This window comes from Prevotella sp. LCP21S3_D2, from assembly GCF_052118345.1.
Classification (GTDB): domain Bacteria; phylum Bacteroidota; class Bacteroidia; order Bacteroidales; family Bacteroidaceae; genus Prevotella.
On record NZ_JBQKHJ010000011.1, the window covers coordinates 70,392 to 92,312 of the forward strand.

The 21,921-nt window shown below is 45.1% G+C and carries 14 protein-coding genes; 4 read left to right on the plus strand and 10 right to left on the minus strand.

Annotation, left to right across the window (positions count from 1 at the left end; translation table 11 throughout):
- Positions 1-8 precede the first annotated feature (8 nt).
- From ACTQ16_RS09030 to ACTQ16_RS09045, 4 genes are all read left to right on the plus strand, one after another.
- The gene (locus ACTQ16_RS09030; RefSeq protein ID WP_441937077.1) at positions 9-971 is read left to right on the plus strand and encodes an acetylornithine carbamoyltransferase; all 963 of its coding nucleotides are present in this window, start codon (positions 9-11) and stop codon (positions 969-971) included.
- A gap of 122 nt (positions 972-1,093) precedes the next feature.
- Positions 1,094-2,113: a Rid family hydrolase gene (locus ACTQ16_RS09035; RefSeq protein ID WP_441937079.1), complete on the plus strand. Its 1,020-nt coding sequence runs from the start codon at positions 1,094-1,096 to the stop codon at positions 2,111-2,113.
- 103 nt (positions 2,114-2,216) lie between these two features.
- A complete protein-coding gene (locus ACTQ16_RS09040; protein WP_441937081.1) occupies positions 2,217-3,911 on the plus strand; it encodes a DUF6057 family protein in 1,695 nt (564 codons plus the stop codon).
- A 39-nt stretch (positions 3,912-3,950) separates the two neighbouring features.
- A complete protein-coding gene (locus ACTQ16_RS09045; RefSeq protein WP_441932566.1) occupies positions 3,951-5,426 on the plus strand; it encodes a TolB family protein in 1,476 nt (491 codons plus the stop codon).
- A gap of 112 nt (positions 5,427-5,538) precedes the next feature.
- On the opposite strand, the gene ACTQ16_RS09050 is transcribed toward ACTQ16_RS09045, so the two are convergent.
- The 10 genes from ACTQ16_RS09050 to ACTQ16_RS09095 form a co-directional block, all read right to left on the minus strand.
- Positions 5,539-7,032: a hypothetical protein gene (locus ACTQ16_RS09050; protein ID WP_294969273.1), complete on the minus strand. Its 1,494-nt coding sequence runs from the start codon at positions 7,030-7,032 to the stop codon at positions 5,539-5,541.
- Between the two features lie 27 nt (positions 7,033-7,059).
- Complete coding sequence (locus tag ACTQ16_RS09055; protein WP_441937083.1) at positions 7,060-8,895, minus strand: DUF6057 family protein; 1,836 nt, start codon at positions 8,893-8,895, stop codon at positions 7,060-7,062.
- A gap of 27 nt (positions 8,896-8,922) precedes the next feature.
- Positions 8,923-10,392 carry a TolB family protein gene (locus ACTQ16_RS09060; RefSeq protein ID WP_441937084.1) on the minus strand — a complete coding sequence of 490 codons (1,470 nt, stop codon included), beginning with the start codon at positions 10,390-10,392 and terminating at the stop codon, positions 8,923-8,925.
- The gene (locus ACTQ16_RS09065; protein WP_441937086.1) at positions 10,389-11,930 is read right to left on the minus strand and encodes a DUF6057 family protein; all 1,542 of its coding nucleotides are present in this window, start codon (positions 11,928-11,930) and stop codon (positions 10,389-10,391) included. Before ACTQ16_RS09065 ends, ACTQ16_RS09060 begins: the two co-directional genes overlap by 4 nt.
- An 88-nt stretch (positions 11,931-12,018) precedes the next feature.
- Complete coding sequence (locus tag ACTQ16_RS09070; RefSeq protein ID WP_294969286.1) at positions 12,019-12,603, minus strand: DUF4369 domain-containing protein; 585 nt, start codon at positions 12,601-12,603, stop codon at positions 12,019-12,021.
- Positions 12,604-12,626: 23 nt separating this feature from the next.
- Positions 12,627-13,244, minus strand: coding sequence for a hypothetical protein (locus tag ACTQ16_RS09075; RefSeq protein ID WP_264950898.1), 618 nt, complete (start codon positions 13,242-13,244; stop codon positions 12,627-12,629).
- Between the two features lie 393 nt (positions 13,245-13,637).
- Positions 13,638-14,843, minus strand: a complete 1,206-nt coding sequence (locus ACTQ16_RS09080) for a PDDEXK nuclease domain-containing protein (protein ID WP_441937087.1) — start codon at positions 14,841-14,843, stop codon at positions 13,638-13,640.
- Between the two features lie 170 nt (positions 14,844-15,013).
- Entirely contained in the window at positions 15,014-16,537 is a 1,524-nt protein-coding gene (locus tag ACTQ16_RS09085; protein ID WP_441937088.1) for a hypothetical protein, read from the minus strand.
- Positions 16,538-16,569: 32 nt separating this feature from the next.
- The gene (locus tag ACTQ16_RS09090) at positions 16,570-18,378 is read right to left on the minus strand and encodes a RagB/SusD family nutrient uptake outer membrane protein (RefSeq protein ID WP_441932570.1); all 1,809 of its coding nucleotides are present in this window, start codon (positions 18,376-18,378) and stop codon (positions 16,570-16,572) included.
- A 19-nt stretch (positions 18,379-18,397) separates the two neighbouring features.
- Positions 18,398-21,649: a SusC/RagA family TonB-linked outer membrane protein gene (locus ACTQ16_RS09095; protein ID WP_441932571.1), complete on the minus strand. Its 3,252-nt coding sequence runs from the start codon at positions 21,647-21,649 to the stop codon at positions 18,398-18,400.
- Positions 21,650-21,921 lie beyond the last annotated feature (272 nt).

A 21,921-nucleotide genomic window follows, 5' to 3' on the forward strand; every position in this document is an offset into this window, starting at 1 on the left:
AAATAACAATGAAGACATTCTTTAATGTTGAAGACCTTGGCGACTTGAAAACAGCACTCGCTGAGGCACAGGAAGTAAAAGCAAACCGTTTCGGTTATCAGGAGTTGGGCAAGAACAAAACCTTGCTGATGATATTCTTCAATAACAGTCTCCGTACCCGACTGAGTACACAGAAGGCTGCGATGAACCTGGGCATGAATGTTATCGTGCTCGATGTGAATGCCGGTGCATGGAAACTGGAGACAGAGCGTGGCGTCATCATGGATGGCGACAAGAGCGAGCACCTGCTTGAGGCAATCCCAGTGATGGGAAGCTTCTGCGAGCTTATCGGTGTGCGCAGCTTTGCCGGTCTGAAAGACCGTGACTACGATTATGCCGAGACCATCGTAAACCAGTTTGTAAAGTACAGCGGTCGCCCAGTCTTCGCTATGGAGACAGCTACCGTTCACCCACTTCAGGCATTTGCCGACCTCATCACCATTGAGGAGCATAAGAAGGTGGCTCGTCCTAAGGTAGTCCTGACCTGGGCTCCTCATTGCCGTGCCTTGCCTCAGGCTGTACCAAACTCATTCGCCCAGTGGATGAACGCAGCCGATGTTGATTTCGTGGTTACTCACCCAGAGGGCTATGAGCTTGATCCTAAGTTCGTAGGTAATGCCAAAGTGGAGTACGACCAGAAGAAGGCGCTGGAAGGTGCAGACTTCGTTTATGCCAAGAACTGGAGCTGTCCGGGCGTGAAAGACCCAGCACAGTATGGCGAGATATTGAGCAAGGATATTAGCTGGACCATCGACGAGGAGCACATGAGCTGGACCAACGATGGTTGCTTCATGCACTGCCTGCCTGTTCGCCGTGGCTTGATTGTTACCGATGATGTCATCGAGAGCAAGAACAGTCTGGTGATTCCAGAGGCAGCCAACCGTGAGATTTCAGCCGAAGTTGTCATCAAGCGCATGCTCGAATCACTATAGTATTTTGCAGTTTTTTGTAGAATCCTATCACCATATATAGGTATTCTTAGAAAAAGTCCATCTTGTTTTTCTCTTTTCTCGATAATTATCATTATCTTTGCAGAAGATTAGAAAAGAACAAGATGGACAAATACATAATACTATCACCGGAAGCCAAGGGTTCGTTCAACGACCGCTTGAACTTTCTGTATCTAAAACTAGGTAATCATCTCGATATAGAGAAGATGGAACATCGCACCTTGCAATATTGTAAGGTGTTTCTCAGCGATTCCCAGAACCAGATAAAAGAACTGCAGGAATCTCTTCTCTATCAAGAATTTCTCAAGGATACGAATCTTACTATCGTGGAACAGACTCCACTGAATGGCAGTAAGATAAGTCTTCTTGTAAAAACCACAGATGTTCATACCCCCATGCTGTTTCATAGTATCCGCCTCACCGAGGAGGAAGCGAAGGATAAGAATTCATACGAACAAACCCGTATGATTTTCGACAGATACCAGCAGGCAATCAGCAAGACAGGTATGACAATGGAGCGCAACCTCGTCCGCACCTGGATATACGTAGCCCATATTGACGTGAACTACCAAGGCGTAGTAGAAGCACGCAGCGATGTCTTCGATGAAGAAGGTCTTACAGCAGATACCCACTACATAGCCAGCACAGGTATCGGAGGAGCAACTCCCGTTCGCCATGCCACTGTAGCCATCGACTTCCTGACCTATCCTGACATACAGGAATCAGACAAGAAGTATCTGCAGGCACTCGAACATCTGAATCCTACCCACGAATATGGAGTAGCCTTTGAGCGCGGAACCCGTCTTACCCTACCCAGCCAGCAGCAATACTTCATCTCCGGAACTGCCAGTATTGACAAGCACGGACAGGTGGTATACGAAGGCGATATAGTAAGACAGACCGGCAGACTCCTTGAAAACATAGGAGCCTTACTGAAGGATGGCGATGCCACTATGAACGACATCCAGTACTTTATCATCTATCTGCGCGACATGTCTGATTATCATACCGTAGAAATGCTGATGAATCAGTTCTATCCCCAGATACCGCATATCATCGTAGAGGCAAAAGTATGCAGACCAGGCTGGCTGATAGAGATGGAATGTATTGCAGAAAAGCAATAACAGCAATAAATGCAGAAATTTACTTTCAAAGAGTAAGTTTCTGCATTTTTTATGTGCCTTTCTAATATATTTTTGTTACCTTTGCAGAAATAAACTGACAGACATGAATAAACAAAAAACAAACAAACCTAGCATAGGCATATACACATTATACGTGCTGGGAGCGATAGCATGTTTTGCATTCTTCCAATTCTGCTATCCCTATCACCTGTTCTATCAGGAGCAGAATCAGCTGTTTCTGATGTCGTGGGATCATGTAACCACCTACCTTGACAAACCGGGATGGCTGGCTTGTCTGGCAGGCGATTTCCTGACTCAATTCTACTATTTCCGTTATGCAGGTCCTATCATCCTTACCCTCTGTATCCTCCTGACAGGATACAACATCAGATGTGCTGTAGAAATGGCAGACATCAAGGGAAGATGGGTGGCACATTCCGTCGCCTTCATCGTGATGATTCTGCTGATTTGTTTCAGTTTCCATTACGACTACCGTCTGAGCAGCATCCTTGCCGTGGCAGGTGGAGCCAGCGTGTTCCGTGTCAGCACCTCGCTGCTCATCTCTACCCGAATGTTTATCAAGAAGATAGAAAGAGGGAACGAGCAGGGTCTCTTCCTCAATGGTTCAGGAATTGCCAACTGGGTATCCGTCATCAGCATCTTCGTCTCCGTATTCGTCTGCCATTGGTTCTTCGGATACGGTGTATGGGTATATGGCGCCTTGACATTTGCCGGCTGCATTGCCAATATCATGATAGCAGGCATCTACTATCGTCTTGCCGCCCTGATCATCCCATTTTTCCTCCTCATGCTCACCAAGCGACTCTACTATTGCGATTTCCAGACCATCTACACTTATCCTGGCATCGGCAAACTGGTTGCCCCACAGATGGATCTGGAAAAGACACTGGCTGTAGACTGCGAATATTATTTCGGCAACTACAACAAGGTGATGCACATCGTAGAGAAAGAAGAGAATCCGAACCAGTACATGAAGTTCTACTATAATCTCGTCATGGCACAAAACCACTGTCTTTCTGCCAACCTCCTCAAATTTCCCGACAACAACCTCGGCACCTTTGAGACCCTTGGTCCCAATACTCCTACACTCACCATCAAGACGCTCAATGAGTTATATTGGGTGTTGGGCGACATGACCTTCTGCGAAAGAGCAGCCATGCTGGCAAATGTATGCTCTCCCAACAACCGCAACATCCGCATGATCAAGCGACTGGCAGAAGTCAATCTCGTCAAAGGCGACTACCAGGCAACCCGCAAATATCTGCGCATCCTGCAGAAGACATTCGTATGGCAAAGATGGGCCGACCGTGTTTTTGCATCCCTGGGCATTCATGCCCTGCCCGATGAGAAAGCCCTCCTTCAGACCTATCTTGACAAGCGCCCGTTTGTCAACACCCAGGATACCCTTCGCCTCAGCGACAACAGCTATATCATCATGAAAGAGCTGGTGGAAAGCAATCCGGCAAACAATAACGCCATCAATTACATGCTATGCAGCGACCTTCTCCTGAAGGACATGGATACCTTCAAGCATGACTACGATGCTTACTATCTCAAGCAGAAGCACGTGCAATACGATGAATTGTATCAGGAAGCGCTCACGATATATCTGGCAGGAACCAAGGCGCCACCAAGCGAATGGGCCAAGTATATCAAGCGACAGGATGTGCTGCAACAGTTCAGCCAATATAATGAACAACGCGGCAACCCTGCCTTCAAAGATACCTACTGGTATTACTTTGACAAGGCAAAGACACCTAAGTTGAACAACAACTAAAGAGCCCGGAAGACTCTATCAGCATCAAAAACAAGAACAATGAAATACAGAAACATTCTATATAGCTCCCTGGCGGGTCTCCTCCTTTTCGCTTCATGTGCCCAGACACATGAGAACGCAGAGCAGGTTAGCCATCTGCCCAACATGTATCCCGACTATGCCGATGTAACCATTCCGGTAAACATCGCACCACTCAACTTCGAGATACGCGACAAGCATCTTACCAACATCGAGACCGTTCTCACCATTGAAGGAGCAGATGCCAATGATGCAGCCAACACATTGACAGCAACCAGCAACAGTCAGAATCTGAAGTTTGACATAAAAGAGTGGAAAGCCTTTCTCCAGAAGGCTGTAAACAAGAACATCAAGGTACAGATCTATTCCAAAAGCGATGAAGGAGACTGGACCGCATTCAAGCCTTTCACCTGGCAGGTAGTAGGCGACAGCATCGACTCATACCTCACCTACCGACTCATAGAGCCCGATTACGAGGTATGGAATAAAATCCAGATTAAGCAGCGCTGCATCGAGAACTGGGAGGAGAAGATACTCGCCGACCACAATCTGCAGGAGAACCGCTGCATGAACTGTCATGCCTTCGGCAATCAGAATCCGAACCTCAGCATGCTATATGTTAGAGGAGAAGGCGGTGGAGCCATCCTCAACCGCAATGGCAAGTTGTGCAAGCTGAACCTGAAGAACGACAACCTGATTTCTTCAAGTGTATATTACGGTTTTAGTCCATCGGGCAAATACGTAACGTTCTCTACCAATATCATTATTCCGGCCTTCCATGCCGATCCCGACAAACGTCTGGAAGTATATGATTCGAAGAGCGATGTCTATGTTGCCGACCTCGACAACAACACCATCATCTCATCGCCCCTGACGAGCGACAGCACGAAGCTGGAGACATTCCCGACCTTCTCGCCTAATGGTGCCTATATATATTATTGTGTAGCCGACCGGAAAGGGTTGAATACGAAGAACCTCAAGGGACTGAAATATTCGCTGGTACGCATTCCTTTCAATGAAGAAAACGGCAGATTTGGCGAAAAGGTAGATACCCTCTATTCTGCCCGTTCCGTTTGCCATCCTAAGATAAGTCCCGATGGCAGATACTGCCTCTTCACCGTAGCCGATTACGGAACCTTCCCTATCTGGCATCCAGAAGCAGATCTATGCATGCTAGACCTGCAGACGGGTAAGACAGACAGCCTCAGCATCGTGAACAGCAACAAGAGCGATACCTATCACAGCTGGTCGCATACCGGCAGATGGTTTGTCTTTGCCAGCAAGCGCGATGATGGTCTTTACGGCAAGCCTTACTTCTGCTACGTAGACAGCCAGGGCAAGGCTCACAAACCTTTCGTATTGCCGCAGAAGGAACCAACCTTCTACGATGATTGTCTGAAGAGTTTCAACGTACCGGAGTTGAGCTACGGTCCCGTTCCATTCGATGCCATCGATGTAGAGAATGTGATGAAGCAAGAAGCAGAACAGTTCAAATAAAAAAAACAAAAACGCTCCTGTTACCATATTGCAACAGGAGCGTTTTTTATAAACATACATTTGAATTCTTCACTCTTCGTTCTTCACTCTTCACTTCCTTGTTCTTCACTCTTCACTTAATTTTCGTCGGAATCCTCTTGTCACTCATGATTTCATTTCCTGCCGCACGGGCATCCAGTTCTACAGGCTTGGATGTGAAATCTGGGGTATTATAGGAATCCAGCAACTCGTCGTAGTACTTCTTCGGATTGCGCTGAGGCAAAAGGAACGGCTTGCTTACATTACCCTTATCATCGATGCAGGCGAGATAAAGACGGGTATAGAGGCCGTCACCACGGCGGGATGTAAAGACAAACCAATGGGAATCCCTGCTCCAGTTGTGCCAGCTGTCCGTGTTTTTACTATTGGCAGCAGTCATAGGCTTAGCCTGCCCTGTCTTCAAATCCAGCAACCAGTTATCCGCTTCCTTATGCCAGATAGGGAAGCAGCCATAATCGCTCATCGTAAACATGATGTACCTGCCATCATACGAAGGACGAGGATGAGTGGCACTCTTGCCCAGTTCACGGGCATTGAAGATGGTATCCACCTTGTTGCCAAACTTACCCGTAGCCCCATCAAAACCAATCTTGCAGATATTATACTTGATATCCTTGTAACCGCTTGGGATAGGCTCTGCCGTAGAAGAGCAGAAATAGAGCGTCTTGCCATCAGGCGAGAATACCGGATAAGTCTCGTAATGGTCTTTCGTCATCAGGAGAGGATCCAATATCAGTTCATGGGTTGCAGGTTCATAGACAAAGACATCCGATGCCTGGTCAAAGACTTCGATGCGTTCATCCTTTACGGCATGGAAACTCTGATGAGTGGTATTAGTACTGTAGGCGCAATACTTGCCCGACGGATGCCAGTAAGGATAAACCATCGAACCCTTCAGGGAATCATTCTTCGCCTTCAGCCACTCCCGCTTGCCGTTCTGCGAAACCAAGGTAGCACCATGGTCACCACGCACATGGAAGGTAAACTGGTCAGGATTGGTTCTGTTTGCCGTATGACAATTGAGACAGGCACCCGGTGCTGCCGTATTCTCTAGGATTGCCGTTTCCTCAAAGTTACTCAAGTTTCGCTGATAAATGCCCAACTTGCCATACACCTCATAACCAGGGGCAATACGACGATAAGTCAAGCCCCAGTCCTTTAACTCGTAGGGGCTTACATAGATATTGAAATCCTTGTACTTCAATTTTTCGCCATTCTTCTCTACAAACACAGAAACTATGAGTTTTTCACCCTTGTTCTTTTTCAAGAAATCATGCCATTCATCTACCTCAAACTCCGCATACTTCTTGCCGTAAGAATATAGCCCCTCTATGGTTTTCGGACCTTGCACACATACATACATATCCTCAATATCCTCGTCCGCCATGTTAAAATCGAGCGGTGCGATATTGGCAGGAACTGTAACCCCAACATAATCGGGGAATATCTTAGGGAATTGATTGATTTCCTTGGCATCTTTCCACGCCGGAGGGTAACAACATGCACTAAGCGAAGCCATCACCACTCCAACCAACAGAGAGCACAATAAAGATTTTATCGTTTTCATATCATTCCAGTATTATCATTCTACATTCTAATAAACCTCTTTCATTCCCTCCTTCTTTCCGGCAGCCTCATCAGCCCCTTGCACCATCACATAGTGCCAGGCATTGGATACATACGGCTGCTGACCAAGCTGAGGATTCTTCGGATTCTGCATATAGAGCTGGATGAAGTTGAGCGTATTGTTCACGTTCTGTGCATCCACACTATACGGGATGGTACGCGGATCGCTATGCGTCTTCATCCAGTTGCCGATGAGAATCTCCTGGAAGGAGCGTGGAATATGGTCATAACCCACGAATCTACCCAGCGGATAATACTGCACGAACTTCTCCAAATCACGCTGCAGAAGTTCGTAGCACATCAGATATTCGTATGCCATCCTGTTATGGTTATCGTTCAGGAAGAGCAAGCCCAGCATCTGGTCCATCTCCCGGTCGCTGAAGAGGAAGTCCTGCTTCTTCTCACGATACTTGCGCAGCTTGCCATAGATAGGATGCCGGTTGATAGCCTTCTCATTACCCAGCAGCGCCATCATCTGGTTAGCCCAGTTGCTATAGAAGAGCGTCTTCTGCAGTCGGCGGAGCAACTTGGCAGCTACCTGATAGTTGCCGTTGATGATTACGCACTCTATAATCCTGCGGGTCAAGCGGGCACTCTTGCGATAATTCGGTATCGCTTCCTGCGCCTCGAACATATACCTTTCGGCATCATTCACCATTCCCAGACGGAAGAAGATTTCTGCAGTAGATACCGGTGAAATCATATCACGGGTAAAGGTAGGGAACAAACCCTCGCCTCCATTCTGATAGAACTCGAAAAGACGGTCGGCAAGTTGTCCTTTCTGGCTCAAGGCAAGATTCACACACGATACACCCAGCGGTGTGGTAGCCGGCTTCTTCTCAGCCTTCTCAATGATCTTATCCCATTGTTCGGTGCGAACCAGAAAATCATAATCTATCAGGTCGTAGGTCATTTCATCAAAAGAAGCCTTAATGCCGAACCATGAAGCCACAATCACCAATACATACGCCAAAACCATCACTACCTTGGATTGCTGCAGCTTCTTAATCCAGGCATGTCCATCAGGAACCATACCAAAGAAAACGACTACGACGGTCCATATCATCACACCCAAAGGCAACGGAGAAACCGTACCCGGATAGCGATAATAATTGAGTCCGCTAAAGATACGGTACAATGGATACTGCAACGATTGCGTGGTCAGCAATATCCAGGCTACGGTGAGTATCAGCAGACAGGCAGAATAACCCAGACTGGAAAGAATGTGTCCATTCTGCTTGCCTTTCATCAGCGTATCTCCAATCATCAGGGCGGCATAAAGGAATACCACTGGTCCCAGGAACCAATAAACCAATGCCGTGCTCACCAGTTCGAACACCACCTTCACTAACCGGTTGTGGAACCGGTTGTGAATCCAGCCCATCAGCAAGGCGCCCGACAGTGCCACAACGAAAGAAAGCAACAGATTCTGGTCGCCCATGGCACACCATAAAACAATACTAGGTACAAAGCTCAACAGATATCCCGGGAAAACGGCTTTCATTCCATATTGCTTCATTAGTCCCCACGAGATAGCCTGTATGCTCATCAAGAGCAGGGCGATGATGGTACCGCCCAAGACAGGCATATAATAGAACTGTACCAAAAACTCACTGATATAGTCAGCCAATCCTCCCGGCAGCACAATGCGCTCCAGGAAATAGCCGATATCAAAGAGAAACATCTGATACTGTTCCTGAAAGCACAAGCCACTCATGTAAGGAACAGACCAGAATATCACTACCGCCACACCGAAGAGCAGCGACAACAGCGGTTTCCAAGATTTTATCATCAAATTCTTCATGATTCTCCAATCTAAATTTTTATTCGTTTATTCTCTCACCGTCACTTTCGGACGTTCATCCGAAAAGATCTGATTGCGGGTTTCCTTCATATCCAGCTCCACCTTGGTCTTGGTGAAATCCGGTACATTATAGGCATCAAACAGCCCATGATAATATTTCCACGGATTGCGCTGCGGAAGAAGGAATGGCTTGGTTGCCTTACCCTGATCATCAATACTCGAAATGTAGAGACGGGTATAGTTTCCGTTACCACGCTTACTGACGAAGACAAACCAATGCGAGTTGCTACTCCAGTTGTGATAGCTCTCGCTCATCTTACTGTTCACCGCAGCCAGCGGATAGGTCTGGCAAGTCTTCAGGTTCATCATCCAGAGATCTGCATCAGGTTGCACAATAGGAAAATTGCTTCTGCTGCACCGTGTATACATCAGCCATTTTCCATCATACGACGGACGAGCCAAGACGTAACTCATATTCGTCTTCGGACCATTCAGCAGCGTATCCACTTTTTCTCCAAACTTCCCCGTTCTGGGATCGAAAGGAATACTTACCAGCGAGCACTTCACTTTCAGATACTCTGCCGGCACACGGCAAGCCTTCGAAGTACTATAATATAAGGTATTGCCATCTGCACTGAAAGCTGGGAATATCTCCAGCCAGTCGGGAGTCATCAGTTTCTGGTCTGTTACCAGTTGATTGTTACGTGTATCCAGTACCACGATGTTGCTGAAGTCGTGATAAACTTCTATTGGCTTGTAAGTTCCCACGAAGAAACACTGGTGCACGGCATTGGCAGCATAAGCCACATAGTTGCCTTCCGGATGCCAGTAGGCATAGCTTCCGGCAGCCTTGGTAGAATCGGTCTTGGTATCAATCCATTGCTGCTTGCCATTCTTCATAATCAAGGTACCTCCACCCTCACCACGTATCTGGCAGGTCAATTGCCGGGCATCTGTCCGATTGGCTGTATGGCAATTGAAACATCTTCCCGGCAGGGCGGTCTCAGTCATGATAGCCGTTTCATCAAAAGTATGGATATCGCGCTGATAGATGCCGATGTTGCCACCCACTTCGTAGCCGGGAGCGATACGGCGATAGGTCAAACCGTAATCATCCAGCCGATAAGGACTCACCATCATCTGGAAATCCTGATATTGCTTCCACTTACCATCCTTACGGGTACAGACGGTAAAAGAGATGCTGCCACCGACGTTCTGCTCAGTAAGCTGATGCCAGTCTTCCACATCGAAGTCAGCCCATTCACCACAGACATGCAGTTCTCCGCCCTTGCTTCCTTTTGCCACGACATCCACCACATCAACGGTATCACCTTTGATATTGAAGTTCATCGGAGCAATATCAGCCGGAATGGTCACCCCGATATAGTCGGGATAGATGCTAGGCTTACGGTTCACCATGGTAGGATTCTCAACCGACGGAGTACAGGCGGTCATCCCCATCCATACTATCATCAAAGTATAAATAATCTTTTTCATTCTTCGCCTCCTTTCTGTTTACTCATCATTCGTTTCACGTATTCTGCGTATGGCGAACCCGGTACATTCCCCTGATTCTGTATGCACTTCACGGCATCCTGATAACCCACAGGCATCTGCATATAGCCACCATATTGCTGTACCCAACTGCCATAACGCATGAATCCCTGGATATCTCCCTTCAACAGCATCTGCCCCATGAAGTAGTCGAGCGCCATTTTGTTATCCGGATTGTTGATGAAGAGCAGTCCCATCATCTTGTCAATCTCATCATAGCTATAAATCATTTCCGTCTTGAAGCGCCTTCTTCTAGCCCTTCCCAAATCAGGATCATGACTGATAGCCGTATCATTGCCCAGCATCGCCTCCATCTTCACAGCCCAGTCATGATAGAAGAGCGACAGCTTCAAGAGATCGATATTCTTACGGGCTACAGCATACTTGCCATTTACAATCTGACATTCGGTAATGCGCTTCATCAATCTGCCACTCATCTTTCCATTCAGGATGGAAGCCTGCAAATCGCTGGCATAGCGAAGAGAAGAGTTCACGAGACCCAGACGCCAAAAGGCTTCCATCGTAGGATACATCGACATGTTATCACGGGAACGGGGAGCCAGCAAGGCATTTTCTCCACTCTGATAGAAAGAAAACATGCGGTCGGCAAGCTGACGGGTCTGAGCCAGGGCAAGATTCACGCAGTTGCTGGTATAGAACACCTGCACCTGATTCTCCTGCGCATCATGGATGATATCTTCCCACTTCCCGTTACGCACCTGTTCGTTCAGTTTGACCAAGGCATAGAGGTCCTTGTCATATCCCCATTTCTGACCCGGATACCGCATAGGCACGCGATAATAGTTGATACCTGCCATCACAGACATCAATGGATATTGCACCAGAAGGGTACTATAACAAACCAGCTGTATAGCCCAGAGATAGAGTATAGACAAAGGATAGGCAATCGCAACGGAAGGAAGCTTGCCTTTCTTCACCTGCATCAGGAAAAAAGCCAGACGGAGGAAGACATAAAGCCAGGTTGCACCGCCTCCAATCAGCCAGAACAGAATGGGTATCAGAAGCACATCTGCCCACGCAATCCTTGCTCCCCATCTCCGGGTAGCAAGATTCATGAGCCATGTTGACAGCAGGGCTAAGGTCAGAGCTATCGGGAAAGACAGGAGCACTTCGATATCTCCCATCACTTCCAGCAACAGGATAGAAGGAAGAAGAGCTATGAGCATCCCATACCACTTCAACGGCTTGGCTGTATAACTCCTGATTACCTGATAGGTAAGCGACAGGAAAGCCACGAAGAGAAAAGCCAGAATGGCAGCACCCAAAACAGTAACATAATAGAACTGTACCAGGAACTCGCTGATATAATCAGCCAAACCACCTGCCACACTCAGGTCATGCCAAAAGTAGTCGGCAGACCAAAGAAAGAGCTGGTTCTGCTCTTGGTAACATAAGGCTTGTGGATAACCACAATACCAAAAAAGGAAGATGCATAAGCCGAACAATGCGACCAGAGTCATTTTCCCATATCTAGAAATGAACATTTTCATGCACTTAATAGATTAGTCAGGATACCCATATTTATCAACATCCCCTACAGCAAATATTTTACTTTGCTGAAGGATACATAGTCTGAAGAAAATTCTTAAACACTCCGACAGGCTGACGCTTGAGGAAGGCGATGTTATATTCCTTCAACTGGTTCTGTATCTCCTTACCCTTGGTCATCAGCAACTGGTCAGAGCCTTCCTGACGGGCCTGCATACGAAGCTGGTTGTAGGCACTGTTAAACTTCATGATCTGATCTTTCCATACCTGGAGAGAATCGTTCTGAGGAGTTCCCCCGGAAATACTGTTGGCACCAATCGTAACCTTGATGTCGCCCGGTTCAGAAACAACCAGCAAGTCCTGCACGCCATCACGATAGTGATAATCTATACGAATCACCTTCATCTCAACAGTATCGGCAACAAATTCAAACTTGCCGTCCTTGATGACAACAGAGTCTACATGGGCAGCATCCTGCAGTCCGAACATAGGCACAAGGAAAATCTTCTTGCCATCCCAACGGTTCGACTCCATCGTACCATGGATACGGCAATTTCCCTTTTCGGCAGACTTGCAACCTGCCATTACTACCATACTCGTAACGGTCATCAGAGCGATAACCATCAATAACATCATTTTTTTCATTGTTCTCTTTAGGTTTAATCTGTTTATTTATTCAGTTCTTTTTCAGCCAGGAAATAGATAGGAGCATTGCTTGCGCCCTTCTTAACGAGAAGCCCTTTCTCCGTAAAATGCTTCAACCATTTCAAGGCAGTCTGCTGGCGCAAGGAAAAATGGAATTCCATGTCACGTCGGCAAATATATTCATTCTCTTTCAGGAAATTTACCATCTTGTTCCACAACTGTTCTTCGGTATATTGCCGTGACCTTGTTGTGAATTTGGAACGTTCAAACTTGACATGCCGTGAAACCTCATTCAGCAGTTCGGCAGTAGGCTTGAAGTTTATATTACGCAGACGGATGTCATTACCTGTCACCTTTTCCATCGTCTTGCCTTCCGGCAACTCTGTTGTAACAGACAGGGAGAGATAGCCCACTTGCGGAAGATAGAAGCGGGCACCTTGCGACAGTTCGGTCACAATCAACCCATGCAGCGCAGTCATCACAGCCTGCACATCAGCTCTGGTAAGCGAACAGACCTGCTCTATATGCTCTTCTATCTGCTTACTGGTCATCGGTTCATGGTCTCGCAACCGGACAAATTTCTGTTCTCCACCTTCGCCCTTCGAGTTATGGATGGAATGGATTTCATACTTTATTGCCATAGCTTAGTATTGTTAGTTGTTCATACAAGTACGTTATAACCAGTTAAGTACGTAAGCCATACGCTTCAAGTCCTAGAACTGTGCGACGTGCATCGAACGGTGCACGAGCTCACTTCGAACGCAGCACGCTCTTACTTCGTCCGATGCATGCGCTTACACCGTTCGGTGTGAGTCATGGAGTTGGGGAAGTATAAGCTTCTGGTTGTACAAGTAACCCCGTATAAATGTACTTGTTTTACTGCATACAAAAGTACAATAAAAACTCGTAAACACCAAATCTTTTCAGCAATTATACAAGAAAGTACAGAAGAAAAGCAAAAAAGGTCAAATTCTGTTTACTAAAAGGTATGAAAAAGCCCCGACTGTATCACTACAGCCGAGGCCTAACCTTATTTATAAACCTTTATTTTCTTGCTCTTGCAACTGTTTCATCAAGAAATTCTCTAAAGTCTTCTTATCTGGCAATTGGAGCATATAGGTAGAAACAAACAATTGATTGTCCATACCGGCAAGCGCATATTCCACCATTTTCTTACCCTTTCTTGTGCAAAGCAATATTCCTATTGGCGGATTATCCCCAGGCTGCATTTCATTTTCCTTATAATACGAAACATACGCATTGAGTTGACCAAGATTCTCATGAGAGAATTCCTCGTCTTTCAATTCTAAGATAACACTACAATGCAACACTCTATTATAAAATACCAAGTCTGGATAGTAATACTCATCATCTATCACGATTCTCTTCTGGCGTGACTCAAAGCAAAAGCCTTTTCCTAATTCCAACAAGAATTCCTGCAAATGAGAAATCAGAGCTTCCTCTATGTCGTGTTCAGTAACAACCTCTTGCGCTTTCAATCCCAAGAACTCAAAAGTAAATGGTTCTCTGATTTGCTTGGCATTAGAATCATGACCTTTCATTGTAGGCAAAGACATCATTTTCTCAGGGTTAGTGCTTATTCCTGCACGAACATAAAGGTTGGTACTAATCTGTCGACGCAATTCACGAACAGACCAAGTACACTTGATACACTCTTGCTCATAGAAATAGCGAGCAAGAGGGTCGCTTTGCGTCATTATTTCGACAATGTGAGAAAACGACAACCGTGAAATCAACAACCTACCAGAGGTTCGGAATTTATCCGACACTGTCGGACTTTTTTCCACAAATGAGCCAAACATAGATTTATCCGACAGTGTCGGATAAATTGAGGCAAAAGGCATTATTTGATCAGAAGATTTTCTAACCCAAAGATTTTCCATCATTTGGGGATAATAAAGATAAAAGTTACGTGAATTTTGGAAGAGGGTAACGTTTAATCCCTTCCTATTCACTTTCTCCACAAGTCTCTTGAGAAGGTGATCTCCATATTCCGCCCTATCCTTACCATGTTGTTCAAACTCCACGATATAATAGCCAATGAGCCAGTTACGCATAGTCTGCATTCTATTGATAGCCTTTACTGCACAGGTTTGTGCTGCATCATGAGTCGATTGGATTACATGAGTCAACTCCAAGAAAGAGTGACTACCATGCATCCAATCAGAAACAGGAAGTTCCAGTCCATCATGATTATATACAATCGTGTTGTCTGCCATAAAGTTCGTTCCTTAAAAGTACGCTGCAAAGATACGATTAATATTCCTAACTGCCAAACTTTTAGAGGAATATTTCAAGAAAAGAGAGAAGCACGAAAAAGCCCCGACTGTATCACTACAGCCGAGGCCTAACCTTATTTATATTATAATCACAACGATTATTTCATGTTCTATTTCTTAGCCTTGAATGCCCACCAGGTTGCTTCACCCCAGCCAGCTGTGCCAGGAGCTGCATAAATCAGCTTCAAGTGATTAGCATCCAACTGCATAATTTCAAAATCGGTAGGTTTCTCGCCACCACCATTAATCTTGAATGGGAAGAGGATAGAACCAGCATCTGTATGGAGATTACCCAATGCCCACTTAGTCTGAGAGCCATCAACAGAAGCTATGGTACGCTCACCCATACCCCAATTCTGAATCTCATACTTGCCTTGGCGAATCTGCTTGCCTGAGCCATCGAAAGATGTAACAGTCGCTGTTTTCCAATCGAATGTCATATAAGCGTTAGGATCTTCCTCACCAGTAGCGACACCCGTATCAGAATGTTGCAACTGACCTGTCAAATCTGCAGGAGGACATCCCCACCAGATACCATTGCCATCATTGCAGAAAGAGGCACCATCGCCAGGAGCATAACCTAAATTACCCCAAGCACCCTTATCTGCGCGCCAATCAGTATCCCAAGTCCAAGCCTTTGTATCAAAGCCATTCAAAGCAGACTCCGCATCAGAGCCACTCTTGAATGCCCACCATGTGGCTTCACCCCAGGCTGCAGCGCCAGGAGCTGCATAAATCAACTTCAAGTGATTGGCATCCAACTGCATGATTTCAAAATTGGTAGGTTTCTCGCCACCACCATTAATCTTGAATGGGAAGAGGATTGCGCCTTCTGTAGTCTTCAATGTACCATAAGACCAATTTGATTGACTTCCATCAATAGAAGCCTTATCTCTCTGACCAGTCCAACCTTCTACGGAATACTTACCCTTTCGAATTTGGTTACCACCACCATCATAGGTGATAATATTACCATCATCATAGAATTCCATATAAGCATTAGGATCTTCCTCACCAGTAGCGACACCCGTATCAGAATGTTGCAACTGACCTGTCAAATCTGCAGGAGGACATCCCCACCAGATACCATTGCCATCATTGCAGAAAGAGTCACCATCACCAGGAGCATAACCTAAGTTACCCCAAGCACCACCATCTGAACGGAATTCAGTATCCCATTTCCAGATTTTCTTTCCATAAGCATCACTTGCAAGCAAGCGCATCTCAGGAGTCAACTCTGAAGGAACATATACGTTAGCTGTTTTTTCAGCTGTGACCGTAGAACCATCGAAGTTCAAAGTCTCAATATAAAATTTCTGTTCTGTAGGATTACCGCGCTTAGGAACAATCTTAAACTTACCATTAGCAACTCCAGAAACAAGAATGTTCTTTGTGCCTTCAGCATCTACCTGATAGATAGAAACCACTCTTGAAGGAGAAGTAAAGAAGGTGAAGTAATTACCATCCTGTGCTTCAGTAGTACATTCCTCATCACCATACTGGGTGAAAGAGAAACCATCCTGCAATTGTTGTGAGGTTAGGCTACTGACTGATACGCTCACATCATCCTTAGAAGGATCACAAGCAGTAAGCAAACCAGCTGCCATTACCATGAATAATATTGATTTTTTCATTGTAATTCATTTTTAAGATTCGACATTGTTGATTACCAACCAGTGTACTCTGCATCAGCAGCAGTCCAACCGTCATTCTGCTTAACCGTACCCAAAGCCACCTGAGTTTCAGGCATTTTCTGGAAACCAGCAGTAGCATTATAACGAGCTGCATAACCACCATTATGAGCTGTGTTCTTTCCAGGATTACCACAATAGTAAACATCCTGATTTTCCTGCTTAGCCAAAGCCACCTGAGCAATATGCCAACGACGGATATCATTCCAACGGATACCCTCACAGGCAAACTCCCAACGACGCTCGTTCTGCAAATCCTTCAAAGAGTAAGAAGAATAATAGTTAGCAACACCAGTAGCACGCTCATGTACCTTATTCATACCAGTAACATCTTCCTTCAACTCACTCTGCATCAAAAGCACATCGGCAAAACGAATCAAAACCAAATCGTGAATATTACTCAACTGGAAGTTGTTCTCACCAGATGTATCCCAATTGCCTGGGTACATCAAGGTCTCGAAACATGCAACATAAGCAGGAGTTGAAGTTGTACCATCATCATTCTTGACAACAAAAGAACCATCATTCTTTGCACAGATAGGAGCCCACTTCTTAGAATAGTAATCAGTCTCCTGAACGAAGTCAGCCCATCCACCACGGGTATAATTAGGCATTTCAGCCTTGTCATTAACATCACAGACTGTAGCCTTCAGACGAACATCCTTGTTTTCAGAGTCTGCATTCTTCCAATCCTTCACCAAGTTAGGAGCTACAGGACCAGCACCCCAACCTTGACCGAATGGGAATGTGTTAGAATAATCCTGACCACCACGAACACCAAAATGAAGAGCATAACCATTAGCATAACCAATGGTAGTACTCCAAGAAGCGAACTTATTGAACTTGATAGCGAACATAGTCTCTGGATTTACAGCATTGTCATTCTCTACCCACTTCAGGTTATTGTCCTTTGCATATGGATAATCCTTAGCTACCTTGCTGTTAGAGTAAGCCCAGAGATTGCGGAAATCAGGAACCAGTTCGTATCCAGAATTGTTCACACAATCATCAATAGCCTTCACAACATCCTCCTTTGTTAGAGTTGTACCATTAGGCAATTCTACTGATGTCAAAGGAGAGTAATTGGTACTTACCAAATCAGCGGTCGTTGTACCATTGCAATAGAAGCCAGTATAGAACAACCATACACGTCCCAGCATTGCAGCTACGGTATATTTATCCAAACGGCCATTGTCCTTCTTTACATCAGGCATAGCAGTATAAGCCTCATAGAGATCCTGTAAAATCTGCCCCCAAAGTACCTTGACATCCCCCTGAGAAGAAGAATCAGCATCCGGGTCTGTTACCAAAGGCACATTACCATACATAGAAGCCAACTCATAATAGTAATAGGCGCGAAGAGCCTTGGCCTCACCAATAGCCTGATTCTTGGTGTCTTCAGACATATTGCTGGAAAGCCCCAAATACTTAATTGTATTATTGGCACGAGCAATACCGGCATAACGATCAGCATAGAACTGATTCGTCATATCAGCGTTATAGTTACAAAGCAAATCTTCTGCCTGCATCAACTTATCGTTGGTACCACCGCCACCAAGTTGGTCATCACTTGCTAGAGCAGCATTATATAAGAATGACATCTGCGGATTCGCATTGATCGTATTCAAGTTCTGGTAAACACCAGCTAAGATAGCCTCAGCATCTGCATCAGTCTTAGGGAACTCACTTGTTGACATCTCGCCGACATTCTTTACGTCGTCGATATCGCAAGAGGTCAATCCTAAGGTTGCAAGGGCTACTGCAAATATAAATATCTTTTTCATTGCTATTCATTTAATAAGATTAGAACTTAACATTTACACCAACCATGAAGGTACGTGGTTGAGGATAGTTACCAACATCAACACCAGTAACCCAAGGTTCTGAGCCGTTGAGAGCCATACCATTTTCAGGATCCATACCCTTGTAATCTGTGATTGTGAAAAGGTTCTGAGCTGCAAAATAGAGACGAAGCTGCTGGAATGGACAATTCTTCCAGATGTTCTTGAAGTCGTAACCGACTGTCAGGTTCTGCAAACGGAAGTAACCAGCATCCTCAATATAAATGTCAGAAATAGACTGCCAGTTCACACCACGGTTCATGGCTGCCAACTGTGGATACTTATAAGATGTACCCTCGCCATTCCAATAACTATATACCTCTGTAGTATAGTTCTCATACTCACCATCAGTAAACTTACGGTAAGAGCGAGCCACCTGCTGACCCAATGCAGCATAACCAGTAACGTTGATATCGAAGCCCTTATATGAAGCACCCAAAGTGATACCCATTGTTACATCTGGGTTAGGATTACCCAAGTCGGTCTTATCAGCATCATTGACAATACCGTCACCATTTGTGTCTACAAAGCGCAAATCACCAACCTTCAAACCAGAACCCTGATGAGAGTTTGCAGGATCCTGATCCTTCAATGTGCTGATATATTCCTTCAGTTCCTGCTCATTCTGGATAGGACCAGCTGTCTTGTAACCCCAGAAGTAGCCGATAGGATGTCCTTCCTCGAAACGAGCCATATAACCAGTACCCTGAGCAAGCAAATCAGAACCACCAGAGTTGTACTTCTGTGAGCTATTTACCTTGGTTACTTCATTCTTATTGTATGCAATATTGTAACCCACATTATATTTGAAGTCCTTTCCTATCTTGTCGTTCCAAGTCAAGGCAACCTCAACACCGGTATTGCGAACGGTACCGGCATTCTTCATCTGAGTGCTGAAACCAGTAGTAGGAGAAACAGGAACATTCAACAGAAGGTCCTTGGTAGTCTTGCGATACCAGTCAAAAGTCAAACCTAAGCGGCTATTCAAGAAACGGGCATCGAAACCAAGGTCAAGCTGTTCAGATGTTTCCCATGTAAGTTCATCGTTAGCCAAACGGGTAAGAGCAGCACCACGAACTGGATCATCCTTTGTATTGCCGAAAGAATAATTGCTATACTCGTTATAAGCAAACGCAGCCTCATACTGGAATGCAGAAATATTCTTGTTACCATTCTGACCCCAACCAGCACGAATCTTCAAGAAGTCGAACCACTTAGCCAAAGGCTCCATAAACTTTTCGTTGGAAACAACCCAACCACCAGAGAATGAAGGGAAATATCCCCAACGCTTACCTGGAGCAAACATTGAAGAACCATCAGCACGCATAATAGCTGTGAACATATACTTCTCATCGTAATTGTAGTTCAAACGACCGAAGTAAGACATACCACGTGAATCGGTATATGGCAAACCTGTAACTGTAGCAGCCTTGTTGTTCTTCATCAATGTCATGTATGCATGAGACAAATCGCCGAAGATAGAGCTGGAAGCTGTAGCATTCAGGCTATAGCCAAAATCAGGACGGCTCTCACCATACTCTGTACCCAAGAGGATATCGAAGTCATGCTTCTTGTTGATATCAAACTTGTAATTCAAGGTATTGGTTGTACCCCAACCCCAACCGAGGCCTACATTATTGGTAGCCTGGTCTGATGTACGCTGATCTCCCTGGTCATTCAACTTGTACACAGGAAGATAGCAACGCCAAGAATTTGAGTTATGACTATAGTTAATCTGTCCACGATAGGTCAATCCCTTGATAGGCTGAATCTCGATATAACCAACAACGTTCAATCCAAAGTTCATGCTCTTGTTGTTTGCACTCTGGCTATAAGTAAGAGCAGCAATAGGGTTACTTGCATAAGAAGTATAATTGAACATACCAGTGCTCTTCAAATCATTGTAACCGAAGAAACCACCCTCCTTGTTATAGATAGGAATCAATGGATTAGCACGCAACATGTTAGAGATGGCATTGCTATACTGATTACCTATCTGGATACCTTGATTCTGCTTGTGGCTATAATATACATTTTCACCTACCTTAATAACGTCAAGTCCCTTACTGTTGCGATAAACTACATGCTCTGAATTGATACGGAAAGTGAAACGGCGATAATCAGACTTAGCATACTGACCACCAAAAACACCGTCCTGATACTGATAACCGGCACCAATAGAGAACTTACTACGTTCACTACCACCAGTTACATTCAAAGAATGACTAGTAGTAACCGCATTCTTATTGCGGATAGCCTCTATCCAATCTGTTCCGGAATTAGAACCATCAAGATATGACTGATACAAGTCCTCGTATCCCTTAAAATACTGAGACCAATCGCGTGGCTGTTCACCACTATTGTAACGAGCCAAATCCATTACCTGCATATACTGCTTGGCAGTCAACATCTGTGGCAAACGATATACGTTTGACCATCCTACATTACCATCATAAGAAACCTGTATTTTACCCTGCTTACCCTGCTTAGTAGTTACCAAGATAACACCATTGGCAGCAGCAGAACCGTAGATGGCACAAGATGCAGCATCCTTCAATACGTCAATAGATTCAATATCAGCAGGATTCAAATTGTTGATATCACCACCAGAAACGCCATCAATTACATAAAGAGGAGCGGTATTTCCATTGGTACCTGCACCACGGATCATAACCTTAAAGCCATCACCTGGCTGACCTGATGATGCCTGAATATTTACACCAGGAGTCTGGCTCTGCAAAGCACCCAGCGCCTGAGTAGTATTAAGCTTAGAGATATCATCACCCTTTACCTGTACAGTTGCACCGGTAACGAGCTTCTTCTTCTGCACACCATAACCTACGACAACAACTTCATCGAGAGTCTTGTCGTCTGTCTTCATTGTGATTTTGAAACTAGACTGGTTACCTACAGCGATTTCCTGCTTCTGATAACCAATATAGGTAACTACAATAGTAGCGCCCGGCTTCACATTCAATGTAAAGTTACCATCCAAGTCGGTAACTGTACCATTGTTAGGATTGCCCTTTTCTACTACACTTGCACCGATGATAGGACCTTCTGCGTCACTTACATTACCGGTAACTTTCTTAGCTTGCTGTACAGCATTTACAGTCTGATTAGGAGATGTTGCCAAAGCTTCAGTTGTGTAACTCAAGCCTAAGGATGCCAACGCTCCAACAAGCAGCACTGATTTTCTTAAGTTTAGATTCATATCTTATTGTACTTTCTAGGTTTAATAGAATTAAATCTTTGTGATTGACTAGTAAATAGCCACTCTCTATGCTTCCTTACAACTACCAGCTGCAGGGAAACGATTTTTAACTTTCAAGTTGAATTCATGTTCATAGGTCAAAATATTTTAATTTGTTAGTTTTGTTATTTTAGCTCTTTGTTTGTGACACATTGTAAGTAGATATCATTCAGTGGTAACAGTTGCAATAGTATCACGGCTGCAAAAGTACAACTCTTTTTTGAAAAAAGCTG

Bases quoted from the DNA above. Each gene is read 5' to 3' on its own strand.
- ACTQ16_RS09070 (WP_294969286.1), bottom strand. From the start codon at position 12,603: ATGAAAAAAATGATGTTATTGATGGTTATCGCTCTGATGACCGTTACG.
- ACTQ16_RS09060 (WP_441937084.1), bottom strand. From the start codon at position 10,392: ATGAAAAAGATTATTTATACTTTGATGATAGTATGGATGGGGATGACC.
- ACTQ16_RS09035 (WP_441937079.1), top strand. From the start codon at position 1,094: ATGGACAAATACATAATACTATCACCGGAAGCCAAGGGTTCGTTCAAC.
- ACTQ16_RS09050 (WP_294969273.1), bottom strand. From the start codon at position 7,032: ATGAAAACGATAAAATCTTTATTGTGCTCTCTGTTGGTTGGAGTGGTG.
- ACTQ16_RS09065 (WP_441937086.1), bottom strand. From the start codon at position 11,930: ATGACTCTGGTCGCATTGTTCGGCTTATGCATCTTCCTTTTTTGGTAT.
- ACTQ16_RS09055 (WP_441937083.1), bottom strand. From the start codon at position 8,895: ATGAAGAATTTGATGATAAAATCTTGGAAACCGCTGTTGTCGCTGCTC.
- ACTQ16_RS09040 (WP_441937081.1), top strand. From the start codon at position 2,217: ATGAATAAACAAAAAACAAACAAACCTAGCATAGGCATATACACATTA.
- ACTQ16_RS09095 (WP_441932571.1), bottom strand. From the start codon at position 21,649: ATGAATCTAAACTTAAGAAAATCAGTGCTGCTTGTTGGAGCGTTGGCA.
- ACTQ16_RS09030 (WP_441937077.1), top strand. From the start codon at position 9: ATGAAGACATTCTTTAATGTTGAAGACCTTGGCGACTTGAAAACAGCA.
- ACTQ16_RS09045 (WP_441932566.1), top strand. From the start codon at position 3,951: ATGAAATACAGAAACATTCTATATAGCTCCCTGGCGGGTCTCCTCCTT.
- ACTQ16_RS09080 (WP_441937087.1), bottom strand. From the start codon at position 14,843: ATGGCAGACAACACGATTGTATATAATCATGATGGACTGGAACTTCCT.
- ACTQ16_RS09090 (WP_441932570.1), bottom strand. From the start codon at position 18,378: ATGAAAAAGATATTTATATTTGCAGTAGCCCTTGCAACCTTAGGATTG.
- ACTQ16_RS09075 (WP_264950898.1), bottom strand. From the start codon at position 13,244: ATGGCAATAAAGTATGAAATCCATTCCATCCATAACTCGAAGGGCGAA.
- ACTQ16_RS09085 (WP_441937088.1), bottom strand. From the start codon at position 16,537: ATGAAAAAATCAATATTATTCATGGTAATGGCAGCTGGTTTGCTTACT.